General features: G+C 63.4%; 16 protein-coding genes and 1 pseudogene. 9 read left to right on the top strand and 8 right to left on the bottom strand.

The window, feature by feature from the left end; translation table 11 throughout:
* Positions 1-532, top strand: a pseudogene (locus MAXJ12_RS01755) (DNA polymerase III subunit gamma/tau); the annotation flags it as partial.
* 15 nt (positions 533-547) lie between these two features.
* On the top strand, positions 548-871 hold the full coding sequence (locus tag MAXJ12_RS01750; RefSeq protein WP_008834017.1) for a YbaB/EbfC family nucleoid-associated protein: 324 nt from the start codon (positions 548-550) through the stop codon (positions 869-871).
* On the opposite strand, the gene MAXJ12_RS01745 is transcribed toward MAXJ12_RS01750, so the two are convergent.
* A complete protein-coding gene (locus tag MAXJ12_RS01745) occupies positions 868-1,377 on the bottom strand; it encodes a GNAT family N-acetyltransferase (protein WP_040584609.1) in 510 nt (169 codons plus the stop codon). The two genes, MAXJ12_RS01750 and MAXJ12_RS01745, sit on opposite strands and share 4 nt — an antisense overlap.
* Before the next feature lie 94 nt (positions 1,378-1,471).
* On the opposite strand from MAXJ12_RS01745, the gene recR reads away from it, so the two are divergent.
* Positions 1,472-2,077 carry a recombination mediator RecR gene (gene recR / locus MAXJ12_RS01740; RefSeq protein WP_008834015.1) on the top strand — a complete coding sequence of 202 codons (606 nt, stop codon included), beginning with the start codon at positions 1,472-1,474 and terminating at the stop codon, positions 2,075-2,077.
* 8 nt (positions 2,078-2,085) lie between these two features.
* Here the strand turns inward: recR and MAXJ12_RS34910 are convergent, their stop codons facing one another.
* On the bottom strand, positions 2,086-2,388 hold the full coding sequence (locus MAXJ12_RS34910) for an immunity 53 family protein (RefSeq protein WP_244421425.1): 303 nt from the start codon (positions 2,386-2,388) through the stop codon (positions 2,086-2,088).
* A 68-nt stretch (positions 2,389-2,456) separates the two neighbouring features.
* Here MAXJ12_RS34910 and MAXJ12_RS01735 point away from each other — a divergent pair, with 68 nt between their 5' ends.
* A complete protein-coding gene (locus MAXJ12_RS01735) occupies positions 2,457-3,683 on the top strand; it encodes a lytic murein transglycosylase (RefSeq protein ID WP_008834014.1) in 1,227 nt (408 codons plus the stop codon).
* A gap of 919 nt (positions 3,684-4,602) precedes the next feature.
* The gene (locus MAXJ12_RS01730) at positions 4,603-4,914 is read left to right on the top strand and encodes a hypothetical protein (RefSeq protein ID WP_202946671.1); all 312 of its coding nucleotides are present in this window, start codon (positions 4,603-4,605) and stop codon (positions 4,912-4,914) included.
* A gap of 103 nt (positions 4,915-5,017) precedes the next feature.
* Here the strand turns inward: MAXJ12_RS01730 and MAXJ12_RS01725 are convergent, their stop codons facing one another.
* From MAXJ12_RS01725 to MAXJ12_RS01715, 3 genes are all read right to left on the bottom strand, one after another.
* Positions 5,018-6,019, bottom strand: a complete 1,002-nt coding sequence (locus MAXJ12_RS01725) for an LLM class flavin-dependent oxidoreductase (RefSeq protein ID WP_008834011.1) — start codon at positions 6,017-6,019, stop codon at positions 5,018-5,020.
* Between the two features lie 76 nt (positions 6,020-6,095).
* Entirely contained in the window at positions 6,096-7,241 is a 1,146-nt protein-coding gene (locus MAXJ12_RS01720) for an AI-2E family transporter (protein WP_040584608.1), read from the bottom strand.
* A gap of 127 nt (positions 7,242-7,368) precedes the next feature.
* A complete protein-coding gene (locus tag MAXJ12_RS01715; RefSeq protein WP_008834009.1) occupies positions 7,369-8,427 on the bottom strand; it encodes an LLM class flavin-dependent oxidoreductase in 1,059 nt (352 codons plus the stop codon).
* 217 nt (positions 8,428-8,644) lie between these two features.
* On the opposite strand from MAXJ12_RS01715, the gene MAXJ12_RS01710 reads away from it, so the two are divergent.
* Entirely contained in the window at positions 8,645-9,052 is a 408-nt protein-coding gene (locus MAXJ12_RS01710) for a DUF6481 family protein (RefSeq protein ID WP_008834008.1), read from the top strand.
* 12 nt (positions 9,053-9,064) lie between these two features.
* Here the strand turns inward: MAXJ12_RS01710 and sugE are convergent, their stop codons facing one another.
* The 3 genes from sugE to MAXJ12_RS01700 all read right to left on the bottom strand — a co-directional run bounded on the left by sugE (position 9,065) and on the right by MAXJ12_RS01700 (position 11,042).
* The gene (gene sugE / locus MAXJ12_RS01705) at positions 9,065-9,379 is read right to left on the bottom strand and encodes a quaternary ammonium compound efflux SMR transporter SugE (RefSeq protein ID WP_008834007.1); all 315 of its coding nucleotides are present in this window, start codon (positions 9,377-9,379) and stop codon (positions 9,065-9,067) included.
* A 196-nt stretch (positions 9,380-9,575) separates the two neighbouring features.
* Positions 9,576-9,704 carry a hypothetical protein gene (locus tag MAXJ12_RS39570; RefSeq protein WP_008834006.1) on the bottom strand — a complete coding sequence of 43 codons (129 nt, stop codon included), beginning with the start codon at positions 9,702-9,704 and terminating at the stop codon, positions 9,576-9,578.
* 81 nt (positions 9,705-9,785) lie between these two features.
* Positions 9,786-11,042: a DNA recombination protein RmuC gene (locus MAXJ12_RS01700; RefSeq protein ID WP_008834005.1), complete on the bottom strand. Its 1,257-nt coding sequence runs from the start codon at positions 11,040-11,042 to the stop codon at positions 9,786-9,788.
* A 98-nt stretch (positions 11,043-11,140) separates the two neighbouring features.
* Between MAXJ12_RS01700 and def the strand changes: the two genes are divergently transcribed.
* The 3 genes from def to MAXJ12_RS01685 all read left to right on the top strand — a co-directional run bounded on the left by def (position 11,141) and on the right by MAXJ12_RS01685 (position 13,221).
* Positions 11,141-11,671 carry a peptide deformylase gene (gene def / locus MAXJ12_RS01695; RefSeq protein ID WP_008834004.1) on the top strand — a complete coding sequence of 177 codons (531 nt, stop codon included), beginning with the start codon at positions 11,141-11,143 and terminating at the stop codon, positions 11,669-11,671.
* 105 nt (positions 11,672-11,776) lie between these two features.
* Positions 11,777-12,712, top strand: coding sequence for a methionyl-tRNA formyltransferase (gene fmt, locus MAXJ12_RS01690; RefSeq protein ID WP_008834003.1), 936 nt, complete (start codon positions 11,777-11,779; stop codon positions 12,710-12,712).
* Positions 12,709-13,221 (top strand): GNAT family N-acetyltransferase, encoded by a 513-nt coding sequence (locus MAXJ12_RS01685; protein ID WP_008834002.1) that lies wholly within the window; start codon positions 12,709-12,711, stop codon positions 13,219-13,221. The genes fmt and MAXJ12_RS01685 overlap by 4 nt, the downstream gene beginning before the upstream one ends.
* The last annotated feature ends 3 nt before the right edge of the window (positions 13,222-13,224 follow it).

The raw sequence follows: 13,224 nt of genomic DNA, 5'->3' as shown, positions 1-13,224 counted from the left end.
GGGCGGCGCCCAGACGATGCGGCTGGTAGCGGCCGAACCCGTCCCGGCGGAGATGCCGAAACCCGAACCGGTCGCCGAGGCCGCGCCGCCTCCCGCCGTGCAGATCAAGTCGCTCGCCGATCTGGTCGCGTTGGCCGACACGCATCGCGACATGGCTTTCAAGGTGCTGGTCAAGCGCTGCGTCCGGCTGGTCAAGATCGAGCCCGGCCGGCTCGACGTGAGCCTGACCGGCGATGCGCCGAAGACGCTGCTCGGCGACCTGACCGTCAAGCTCAAGGCATGGACCGGCCGCAACTGGCTGGTTTCGCTGTCGCGCGAGGAAGGCGGGCAAACGCTCGCCGAACAGGAAACGAGCAAGCGCGAAAACGCCTTCCAGGACGCCCGCAGCGACCCCGCCGTCGCCGCGATCCTGGCGCGGTTTCCGGGCGCCAAGGTCATCGACGTGCGCATACCCGACGCGCCGGACATTCCCGATATCGACGCCGACCTGCCGCCCGAAGCGGCGACCGAAGAAGATGACGACGAGAACTGAGCAAAGGATATCGCCATGAAGGATCTTATCGGCCTGATGGGCAAGGCGAAGGAAATGCAGGCCAAGTTCCAGGCCATGCAGGAGGAGATCGCTGGTCTCGAAGCCACCGGCCAGGCCGGCGGCGGCCTGGTGCAGGTGACGATCTCGGGCAAGTTCGAGATGAAGTCGCTGAAGATCGACCCGTCGCTGTTCAAGGAGGACGAGGTCGAAATCCTCGAGGATCTGATCCTCGCCGCGCACAATGACGCCAAGACCAAGGTCGAGGCGATCATGCAGGAAAAGACCAAGGCGCTGACGGCCGGATTGCCGATACCTCCCGGCATGAACCTGCCTTTTTAGGCCAGCGGCCGCTGCATCTCGACGGCCGGAAGAACCACGCCCGGACCCATCTCGACCTCGATCAGGCCAATCCGGCGAAAGCCTGCCGCGGCGTAGAATTTCTCCGCCGGCAAGGTCGACTGGCTCATCATGGTATTCACGCCGGCGGCGCGAGCCTCCGCAAGGCAGTGTTCCAGGAGTAGCCGGGCGATACCCTTGCGCAGGTGAGCCGGATGCGTGGCGAAGTGGCGGATATGGCCGACGCCCTCGATGATTTCGCCGCTGCCCGGCTTGTCGATCGTCCAGCCGCCGCAGCCCGCGGCCGCCCCGTCGATTTCGGCGATATAGTAGCTACCGCTCGCCAGCAGCTTCGGATTTGCGCGCGACATCAGCGGCAGCGCGGCCGCAAGCGCTTCGGTCTCGTACGAACCTCGAGCGAGTTCGCCATAGGCGGCCGCCAGCAGGTCCGATAATATCGTCTCGTCGTCGGGAGTGGCCGTTCGGATGATGATGCTGTCCCTGCCCATGAGCCGCCTTTCTCGCTTGCCTCCGGCGAAATCAGCATAGCTCGCGTCAAAGCCGGCGCTACCCAATTTCCACCTTTCCCGCTAAACCAACGCCATGTCGAAACGAGTCGCCGGTCCCGAAATCGAACGCCTGATCCAGCTCCTGGCCAAAGTGCCGGGGCTCGGGCCGCGCTCGGCCCGGCGCGCGGCGCTTCATCTCATCAAGAAGAAGGAGCAGCTTCTGGCGCCGCTCGCCTCCGCCATGAGTGAGGCGGTCGAGAAGGTCCGGGTCTGTTCGAATTGCGGCAATGTCGATACGGCCGATCCGTGCATGATCTGCACCGATCCGAGCCGCGACCAGTCGACGATCATCGTCGTCGAGGATGTCTCGGACCTCTGGGCGATGGAGCGCGCCACAGGGCTCAACGCGCTCTACCATGTGCTCGGCGGCACTCTGTCGCCGCTCGACGGCATCGGCCCGGACCAACTCACCATCCGCCAACTGGTCGACCGTATTGCGGCCGGTGAGGTCAAGGAGGTGATCCTTGCCGTCAACGCCACGGTCGAAGGCCAGACGACAGCTCACTACCTCACCGATCAGCTCGCCGAATTCGGCGTCAGGGTAACGCGGCTGGCGCATGGCGTGCCGGTTGGCGGCGAACTCGACTATCTCGACGAGGGAACACTGGCCGCCGCGCTTAAATCGCGCACGGTGTTCTAGCCGACCTGTCATCGAATGCTTTCGGCCCATTCTCGAAACACATCTATGACCGAAGGCAGGTCGCGTGCGCCACAAGCTGCGTGAAAAGACTTGTCGTGAAGGAAGCAAGTCCACCACGAGATATCGTCATCGTAGTTGTGCCGGATCTCATGAAAAGGCAGGTTTTCAAGTACGGTTCCCGTCAGGTCAATTTCGAGCCGCCATCCTGGATTGTCGAGTGTCCTAATCCTGATTCCGTAGCTGTGTTCCCACTCGCCATCGCAGTGTCGAGCATACCATTCTACCAGCCAGTTCAGGGAATCTTCCGTCACAATTGTGCTCCGAAACATGATGTCCAACCTTACAGGATAAGCGAAGTGAGTCGCCGATGAGAAGATACGTGTTTAAATCATTTGTTCTCGCAGTAGCCTTCGTCGTTTTGGGAACCGTCACCCCTACTTTCGCGTCCAAGGTCGACGAGCAATTCCGGGCATGGCTCCAGAGCGATCTGTGGCCGCAGGCCAGCGCCAATGGCGTCTCGCAACAGACTTTCGAGGCCGCGTTCGCCGGCATGAAACCCAATCTCAAATTGCCTGATCTGGTAATGCCCGGCCAAAAGCCGAAGACGCCGAAGAAGCAGCATCAGGCCGAATTCGGCTCGCCCGGCAGCTATTTCGGCCCGATCGGCGGGGTGACGTCCGGCGGCAGATCGCGAGCCGGACAGCATGCGAGGACGCTGGCCGCGATCGAGAAGCGCTACGGCGTTCCGGGTGAGGTGGCGCTGGCGATCTGGGGCCGCGAATCCGGCTTCGGCACGGCGAAGATCCCGCACAACGCCTTCGAGGTGCTGGCGACCAAGGCGTTCATGTCGACCCGCAAAGACATGTTCCGCAAGGAGGTGATCGCCGCTCTCGTCATGGTCGAGCGCGGCCTTGCCAGCCCGAAGGCAATGAAATCGTCCTGGGCCGGCGCGCTCGGCCAGCCGCAATTCCTGCCTACCTCGTTTCTCGACCATGCCGTCGATCTCGACGGCGACGGCCGGCCCGACATCTGGAATTCCGTGCCCGACACGCTGGGCTCGATCGCCAACTACCTCGTCAATTACGGCTGGGTGAAAGGACGCGACTGGGGTTTCGAGGTGACGGTGCCGGACAGCGTTTCCTGTGCGCTCGAAGGTCCGGACCGGGGGAGAAAAATATCCGAGTGGGCGGCGATGGGGATTTCGCGAGTCGGCGGCAAGCCGTTCCCGGCGCATGAAGCCCGCTCCGAAGGCTTTTTGCTGATGCCGGCGGGGCGCAGCGGCCCGGCCTTCATCGTCACGCCCAATTTCTACGTGCTCAAGAAGTACAATGAGAGCGACCTCTATGCGCTGTTCATTGGCCATGCCGCCGATCGTATCGCCGGCGGCGACAGGAATTTCGCGGGCCGCTGGGGCAAGGTCGGCGGGCTCTATCGCTCCGATGTCGCCGCGCTGCAGCGCGGGCTGGAGCGTGTCGGCTACGATGTCGGCGGCGCCGACGGCCTGCCCGGCTTCAAGACCCGGCGCTCGATCGGCGATTGGCAGGAGAAAAACGGCCGCGCCGCGACGTGCTTTCCGGACAAAGGGCTGGTTGAAGAGTTGAGGTGAGTTTTTCCTTCTCGTTGGGAGACAGGGGAGAGGCGCATGTTTCATCATCACCACGCTGCGTTTCCGCCCTGGCCATTGTCCTTCGAACTCCCCCTCGACAAGCTCAGGATCACACCCGAGGACAAGCGAAGGTCGGGAAGCGGGGCGCAAGGCCAACGCCTTCCTAATTTTTATACGTGGCGCGAACCCCGCGCCCCGCCGGTGATTTTTCAGCCCCCCGTTTCCCAGCCTGCGGACCTGCCGACATGCGTCGGTGGTTTACCGTGCCAGCGCGAGCGATACGGCGCCTCGTGCCCGTCTTAGCGGACAGTCGTGGAAACTCTGGACGACCTTCCGCTTCCGCGGCCACGTTAGCCGCTTTCCCGGAACCCCGGTTCCTCCCCGCAAATCACCGTCATGACCGGCGTTCCCGCAGGAGAAACTGCTGATGAGGATAAGGGAGGGACAAGGGGGTGTGGACAAACACGCTTGCGAGGGTTTTCAAGAATCTTACAAGCCATTGATCCGTAAGGCGAATTTCTTTGATCGGTGGAAATGGGGGTGGATTTTATCCGCTTTTGAGGGGATGCCCCTGCCGGCGCTCCAATCGCGTGCTCCGGGGACTGGTCGCTCGCAGGCTTGTCCCGCACGAAAACAACATTGCTTTCATCGCCGCTGCTCCCGCTGCTCCGGCGATCACTCCTGACAGATAGCTGTCGGCAGCCCGCGGCTAGTCTGCGGTCATCGAGGCGCACTTCGGCGTCGAGGAGGGAGAACAGCATGAATTCGCAAGAGCAGGACGGTGCGGCCGATTTCGATTTCCTGATCGGAAGCTGGACAATCGAGAACGAACGGCTGGTCGAGCGGTTTGTCGGAAGCGTCGAGTGGACTCGATTTTCGGCCATTTCGACCTGCCGCAAGCTGCTGAACGGCGCCGGCAATGGAGGAGATGACCATCTCCGGCAGCACTTTTGCAGGGCTGGCCCTACGGATTTTCAATCCCACCGACGGGCTGTGGTCCATCCACTGGGCCGACAATGACCGTCACCGCATGCTGCCGCCGATGGTCGGCCGGTTCGAGAACGGGGTTGGCGTCTTCTACGGCGATGAGGAACATGAGGGCCGGACGGTGCGGGCGCGCTTCACCTGGATGCCGTCGGCGGAAAGCCCGAGGTGGGAACAGGCGTTTTCGCAGGACGGAGGCAAGGGCTGGGAGACCAACTGGGTGATGAAGTTTTCGAGGACGGCGTGATGCGAAATTGAGGGAAGCGCCGGGGACAGTTACTTTTTGCCCCTTGCGCAGTCTCTCCGCTGCCGCGGCTTTTCCGGGGGCAAGAAGTAAACTGTCCCCTGGGCTAAGCCGCCTTCGACAGCTCCCGGTGCGCCTCGGCCAGGATCTCGAACGAGCGCAGCCGCGCGGAATGGCCGAAAATCTGCGCCGTGACCATCAGTTCGTCGGCTCCGGTTCGGCGGATGAAGGCGTCGAGGCCACTGCGCACTGTTTCGGGTGAGCCGACGATCGCGCAGGAAAGCGCTTGGGCGAGCATAGCGCTGGCCATCGGTTCGATCTGGCTCCTGTAGCCGGCGACCGGCGGCGGCAGCGGCCCCGGGCGGCCGGTGCGGAGATTGACGAAGGCCTGCTGCAGCGATGAAAACAGAAGCTCGGCTTCCGCGTCGGTCGCCGCGGCGATGACATTCAGGCCTAGCATCACATAGGGCTTGTCGAGCTGCGCCGAAGGCTGGAAACGGGAGCGGTAGATGTCCATCGCGTGCTCCATTTCGGCCGGCGCGAAATGCGAAGCGAAGGCGTAGGGCAGGCCCATCATGGCTGCAAGCTGCGCGCCATAGGTCGACGAGCCGAGGATCCACACCGGCACATTCTGGCCCTCTCCGGGCACGGCGCGAATGCGCTGGCCGGGTTCGGCCGGCTGGAAATAGCCGATCAGCTCGACGACATCCTGCGGGAAGCTGTCGGCGCCGGCATCGAGATTGCGGCGCAAGGCGCGGGCCGTCGCCATGTCGGTGCCCGGCGCGCGGCCGAGGCCGAGGTCGATGCGGCCGGGATGAAGGGCAGCGAGCGTGCCGAACTGCTCGGCGATGACCAGCGGTGCATGGTTGGGCAGCATGATGCCGCCGGCGCCGACGCGAATGGTGGAGGTGCCGGCTGCGACATGGGCGATAACCACGGAGGTGGCGGCGCTGGCTATGCCAGGCATGTTGTGATGCTCGGCAAGCCAGTAGCGCCGGTACCCGAGCCGCTCGGCGTGGCGGGCGAGATCGAGCGTGTTGGCGAGCGACTGCGAGGCGGTGCCGCCTTCGGTGATCGGCGACAGGTCGAGAACGGAAAGAGGGATCATTGGACGGCTTCCGGGGATCGGAAACCGGATATGGGGAGCGATGTCCACTGCTGCAAAGCCTGGACCAACAAACGACCTAACCGGCGCCGGTAGGCTCCGACTGTTCCTCCGGTTCTTCCACCGTCTGCTGCGCCGCCAGGAAATTGCCGACATGGCGCAGGCTTTCGAAATGGTCGCAGAAGACCTTGATAACGACCAGGATCGGCACCGCGATCAGCGCGCCGACGAAGCCCCACAGCCATGACCAGAAGGCAATCGCGATGAAGATGGCGACTGCATTGATCTCGAGGCGGCGCCCGACCACCAGCGGCGTGACGAACTGGCCCTCGATGATGTTGCACAAGACGACGAAAGCCGGCGCCAGCAGCGCGTAGGCCAGGCTGTCGAAGCTGATGATCGAGATCGCCGCCACCAAAAGTATTGTCATCACCGCGCCGATGTAGGGCAGGAAGTTGAAAAGAGCTGCGAAGACGCCCCAGACAAACGGGTTTGGCATGCCGATCGCCCACAAGCCGAAACCGATCACGACTCCGAGGCTGCCATTGATCAGGGCAACGGTAAGCAGATAGCGGGAAATCTCGCGCTCGACATCATAGACGACGCGCAACGCCCGTTTCTTCTCGCTCATCCGGCCGAAGGACTGGATGATCTTCTCGTAAAACATCGTGCCGGAGGCCATCAGGAACAGTGACAGCACAAAGGTGATCGCGACCGTGGTCGCGGCCGCGAGGAGGTTGCCAGCGGCTTGGGAGATGATGCCCGGCTGAGCCATGACGACCTTCTGCACGCCCGGCTCCTGCGCGGTATCTGCAACTTCTTCAACCTGACGGGAAGCCTGCATCACCCGCTCGAAAGGATGACGCAGTTCCGCCAGCCGCTCGGTGAGCTGGCGTCCGATCGCCGGCGCATCGTTGACGAGCTCCATGACCGGGCCGCTCATGAAATATCCCGTGCCGCCGATGCCGATGACCGACAGGAGAACGAGAAGCGTCGCGGAGATGGATTCGGGAACGCCGCGCTTGCGCAGGAAACGTACGATCGGCGTCAGCATCAGAGCGAGCATGAAGGCGAGAATGACCGGCATGAAGAATTCGCGCGCGAAATAGAGCGCATAGACCGCCATGAAGATGAAGATGCCGATCAGCAGCGAACGCATAAGCCTGGTGTCGGATGCGGTTCGGATGACTTCCGGCGTCGCTTCACCGGGTGGCTGGACCGTCATGGCGGTGTCCCCGATTTTCGCGGTATCTGGCCTCGTGGCCCGCGAAAATTCCTTCATCGCAACAATGCGCAGACGAAGCCGATGTTCCGCCGGCAAAGTGAAGGCGAGCTATGTCGGTGGCAGCATGTCAGTCGGCCGTCGGAGATGCCTTCGCGGCTGCCGTTTCCTTGCGTACCATCGGCGCGACTTTCGTGCCGTAAAGTTCGATAGCTTTCATAAGCTTGGCGTGCGGCATGATGCCGATCGCCATCTGCAGCAGGAAGCGATCGTTCCTGAAGATGCGATAGTGGGCGACGATCTTTTCGGCGACCTCTTCGGGATTGCCGACGAAGAGCGCGCCGCGCGGTCCGCGCGACTGGTCGAAATGCGCCCTCGATGTCGGGCCCCAGCCGCGTTCACGCCCAATGCGGTTCATCACCTCGGCCTGCGGCTGATAAAAATCGTCGGCGGCCTGTTCGGTGGGTTCACCGACGAAGCCGTGGACGTTAATGCTGCTGGCAGGCTCAGCCGGATCTTGGCCGGCGCGGCCGGCTCCCTGCCGGTAGAGGTCGAAGAGCGGCGCGAAACGCGCCGGCTCGCCGCCGATGCTGGCGAGCGCCAGAGGCAGGCCGAGCACGCCTGCGCGGGCAACCGAATTGGGTGTGCCGCCGACCGCGATCCAGATCGGCAGCCTTTCCTGAAACGGGCGGGGATAGACACCGCGATCTTCGATCGGCGGCGTATGCTTCCCGCCCGGCCATGAGATCCGCGCGCTTTCGCGCAGATTGAGCAGCAGCTCGAGCTTTTCGGCAAACAGCGTGTCGTAATCGTTCAGGTCATAACCGAACAGCGGGAAGGATTCGATGAAGGAGCCGCGTCCGGCCATGATCTCGGCGCGCCCGCCCGAGAGAAGGTCGAGGGTCGAGAATTGCTGGAAGACGCGCACCGGATCGTCCGAGGAGAGCACGGTTACGGCGCTGGTCAGCCTGATGCGTTTCGTGCGCTCGGCGGCTGCGGCAAGCGCCACGACCGGAGCCGAGGCGGCATAGTCGGGCCGGTGGTGCTCGCCGAGGCCGAACACGTCGAGCCCGACCTGATCGGCCAGTTCGATCTCCTCCATCAGGTTGCGCAGGCGCTGGTGCGGGTTGATCGCGCCTGGCCCCTTGTCGAGGCTGACGTCGGCAAAGGTGTAGAGCCCAAGTTCCATGGATTCCCTCGCTATGTTGCCGCCACAGGTAGCGGCGCGGCCGTGCAACTGCCAGTGCCCATCCGGTGAACAGTCCATTTCGAGGATGCCGCAAAAGCGTTCCCCTGCGGCAACATAGCGGGCGATTTCATGGCTGGCATGCCCATTTGACGCTTGAACTCTCGGCTATCGCGCGTATGTAAGCGGCGCAATCGACGATAAGAATTGAAGGCGGACATTGGCTATCTATAGAGAGAAAGACATTTTCGAGCGGCGCAACGCGGCGAACGAGGCTAAAAAGGCGCTGCTGGAGCGGTTCAAGTCAAAGCCGGCCCCGGATGACCCGCAGGTGCTGGCCAGGCAGGCAGAACGCAAGGCTATCCTGGAGGCACGCGAGAAGCGGGCCGCCGAGAAGGAAAAGCTGAGGCAGGAAAAGCTGGCCCGTGAAGCGGCCGAGCGCGCCGAGCGCGAGGCTGCGGCGGAAGCAGCACGCATTGCCGCCGAGGAAGCCGCCGCCGCCGAGGCCAAAGCCAAGGAAGCGGAAGAAACCGAGCGTATCGCTCGCCTTCTCGCCGACGAGGCAGAACGCAAAGCCAAGCGCGACGCGCGCTACGCGGCGCGCAAGCAGCGCAAGCGGTTCGGCTAATACGCGACGGCCTCAGGCGACCAGCTTGAGGCCGACAATACCTGCCACGATCAGCCCGATGCAGACCAGCCTGATGACCGTGGCCGGCTCGCCGAGAAGGTAGATGCCGAGCACCGCGGTGCCGACCGTGCCGATGCCGGTCCAGACCGCATAGGCGGTGCCGACCGGCAGCGTCTTCAGGGCGAGCCCGAGCAGGCCAAGGCTCACCACCATGCTGGCGACGGTAAGCAGCGTCGGCGTGAGACGGGTGAAACCATCGGTATATTTCAAGCCGATCGCCCAGCCGATTTCAAACAGTCCCGCGAAGAAAAGATAAGTCCAAGCCATTCTGGCCCTCGTGGATTCGGCGGGCCGTCCCGACCGTTGTCGCAAGATGCAGGGCCGTCCCGCACCGCCAGAGGATTTCCGGCATCTTCTTCAGCGCATGACCCCAAAGCGGAATCGGTTTCGGAAAGCGCGCGACGTTTTAAAGGTCCGGCCGGCGTGATGTCGCGCCGGCCGGACGTTTCGGTTCCTCCGAAGGCTACTTCTTTTCCTTCAGCTTGGCTGCGGGAACCGGCGCCGCCTTGAGCGCGGGTGCCGGCGCCGGCTTCTTGGCGTCCTTCTTCGGTTTTCTGGCTTCCTTGTTGCTGCGCATTTGACCCTTGGCCATGATTCGTTCCTCCGGCTGGCTGACGGATGAGTGAAACAGGGGAATTAGGCGAGGGCAAGAGGCGCGTGAGGTGCGACGACGTCAGGCACCCGCCTCGTCAACCACGCGCAACCTGAGCTGACCGGTTCGGGAATCCGCCCCCTGCGCCTTGACCGGTGCGGCGACAGCTTCCGCGGTTTCCGCACCTGGCGTCCCGAATTCCAGCGCCTCGATCTTCTGGCCGCGCTTGGTGACCTTCGACGAAGACACCAGAATGTCGTCAATGTCCTTCGAGGCCTGGCCGAAATGCGTCTGCAGCTTGCGCACCCGGTCGTCGAGCCGCGACACGTCCTCCATCAGGCGGATGACCTCGCCTTGGATCAGATGCGCCTGCTCGCGCATCGATGCGTCCTTCAGGATCGCCTGGATGACCTGGATGGACAGCATCAGGAGCGAGGGCGAGACGATGACGATGCGGGCGCGGTGCGCGCGATGAACGATTGATTCGAAATTCTCGTGAATCTCGGCGAAGATCGATTCCGACGGCACGAACAGGAAGGCGGTGTCCTGCGTCTCGCCATTGATCAGGTATTTTTCCGAGATTGCCTTGATGTGGACTTCGAGATCGCGCCGGAAGGCTTGCGCTGCGTATTTCTGCGCCTCGGAGCCGCTGTCGGCGGCGGCGCGGATTGCGTTCCACGCCTCCAGCGGGAATTTCGCGTCGATGACCAGGGACGGCGCATCATTCGGCATCCTCACCACGCAGTCCGGCCGGTTGCCATTGGACAGAGTCGCCTGGAACTCGTAGGCGCCGTGCGGCAGCCCGTCGGCGACGATCGCCTCCATGCGCGACTGACCGAAGGCGCCGCGCGTCTGCTTATTGGAGAGGATCGCCTGAAGTTGCACGACCTGGCCGGCGAGCGACTGGATGTTGCCCTGTGCGGTGTCGATGACCGCCAGCCGCTCCTGCAATTTCGCCAGGCTCTCATGCGTCGATCTGGTCTGCTCGGTCATGGTCTGGCCGATGCGGCCGGTCATGGCGTCGAGGCGCTGGCCGATCGACTGGGTGAGTTCGGCCTGCCGTGCGCCGAACACCTCGGCAACCGCGCCGAGCCGGCCCTGCATTTCGGCCTGCGCCTGCAATATGCCGGCCATGCGCGCTTCGGCATCGCGTGCATGGTCGGCGGCTTCGGCCGCGGCTGCCGCACGCGCATTCGCCGCGCGCCAGAGCGCAGCAATCAGCGCCACCAGCAGGACGAGGAACAGCGCGGCGACGACGGCGAGCAACTGGCCGAGCGTGACGGTGGAGGCGCCAAGTTGGGCGACTGGGGCCGACAGTATTGAGCTGAGTTCGTTCATGCCGCGCAGGATACGCGATTCGGCGAAAGATCAAAACATGAACATTTGCGCGGCTGTCGCGGTTGACGGGATTGAGGCGAGCGATTACGTGAAAACGAATGTCGATCAAGCCTCTCATCATCCTTCCCGATCCCGTACTCCGCCAGGTTTCAAAGCTTGTCGGCCAAGTCGACGCGCCGCTGCTCAAGCTGGCTGATGACATGCTGGAAACCATGTATGACGCGCCGGGCATCGGTTTGGCGGCGATCCAGATCGGCGAACCGCTCAGAATGCTGGTGATCGATCTCGCCAAGGAAGGCGAGCCGCCCGCGCCGCAACTCTTCATCAATCCGGAGATCGTCGAGACCGGGGAAGGGCGTGCGGTCTACGAGGAAGGCTGCCTGTCGATCCCGGATTATTATGCCGAAGTCGAGCGGCCCGCGACCGTTCGCGTGAAATATCTCGATCGCGACGGCAAGCTGCAGGAAATCGATGCCGAAGGCCTGCTGGCCACCTGCCTGCAGCACGAGATCGACCATCTCAACGGCGTATTGTTCATCGACCACATCTCCAAGCTGAAGCGCGACATGGTGGTGAAGAAGTTCAAGAAGCTGGCCAAGGACCGGCCGCCGAACCGGATGGTGGGGTAGGCGACCACGGCCAGCGATTTCGAAAGGCTTGACCTGAAACTCGTAAACCCGTTTGAAGCAGGCGTGTAAACACGCGCATCGCGCCACACCGCCGAACGGGAACACATGCCGCTTCGCATCATCTTCATGGGAACGCCGGAATTTTCCGTGCCGACGCTTCGGGCGCTTGCCGAAGCCGGGCACGAGATCGCGGCTGTCTACACCCAGCCGCCGCGGCCGGCGGGACGTCGCGGGCTAGACCTGACGCCGTCGCCGGTGCAGCGCGAGGCCGAAAGGCTGGGGCTTGTGGTGCGCACGCCGGTCTCTTTGAAGGGCGAGGCCGAGCAGGCCGCTTTTGCGGCGCTGCAGGCAGATGTCGCGGTGGTTGTCGCCTATGGCTTGCTTCTGCCAAAAGCCATTCTGGAAGGGACCAGGTTCGGTTGCTGGAACGGCCATGCCTCGCTGCTGCCGCGCTGGCGAGGCGCTGCGCCCATCCAGCGCGCCATCATGGCCGGCGACCGGGAAACCGGCATGATGATCATGAAAATGGACGAGGGGCTGGACACCGGGCCGGTCGCGGTAGCCGAACGTGTCGCGATCGCGCCGGACATGACCGCCGGCGAGTTGCACGACCGCCTGATGACAATCGGCGCTGACCTGATGGCCAAGGCGATGTCCGGACTGGAACGGGGCGAACTGACGCTGCGGCCGCAACCGGCCAATGGCGTGACTTATGCGCGCAAGATCGATAAAGCGGAAACGCGCACCGACTGGATGCTGGCAAACCAGCAGGTTCACAACCATATTCGCGGCCTCTCGCCCTTTCCCGGGGCGTGGTGCGAGATGGAGATAGCCGGCAAGGCCGAACGGCTGAAATTGCTGCGCTCGACGCTCGCCGATGGGCAAGGCGAACCGGGCGAAATTCTCGACGAGCGGCTTACCGTCGGCTGCGGGGAGGGAGCGGTACGGCTGCTTGAACTGCAACGCGCGGGCGGCAAGCCCGTCACCGCCGAGCAATTCCTGCGCGGCGCAAAAGCAAGAAAAGGAATGAAACTCGCATGAGCATGATGTCGATCAGGACAGCAACGCCGAGGGATCGCGACGCGATCCGCCTCGTCGAAGAGCACGCTTTCGGCCAGAAGATGGAGGCCGGGCTGGTCGACGCTTTGGTCAGAGATGGCGACGCGATCGTCGAACTGGTGGCGGAAGATGACGGCCAGGTGGTCGGGCACATCCTGTTTTCGCGGCTCTTCGTGTCGAAGGGCGGCAAGAATTTTCCGGCCGTGGCGCTGGCGCCGCTCGCCGTCGAGCCCGCCTTCCATGGCACCGGCATCGGCGGCGCACTGATCCGCGAGGCGCATTTGAGATTGAAGGCCGCAGGCGAAAAGCTGTCGGTGGTGCTGGGCGAACCCGCCTATTATGGGCGCTTCGGCTATTCGCACGAGCGTGCCGCGAAATTCGAAAGCGAGTATCAGGGCGAGGCGCTGCAGGCACTCGCCTGGGACGAGGCCGCTCCTGAGACGGGAAGCCTGGTCTATGCATCGGCCTTCGGGTCTGCTTTGGCTGCCTAGTAG

Source organism: Mesorhizobium alhagi CCNWXJ12-2 (assembly GCF_000236565.1).
Classification (GTDB): Bacteria; Pseudomonadota; Alphaproteobacteria; order Rhizobiales; family Rhizobiaceae; genus Allomesorhizobium; species Allomesorhizobium alhagi.
Note: the sequence above shows the minus strand (reverse complement) of the source record. Positions and strands in the feature narration are given on the sequence as shown.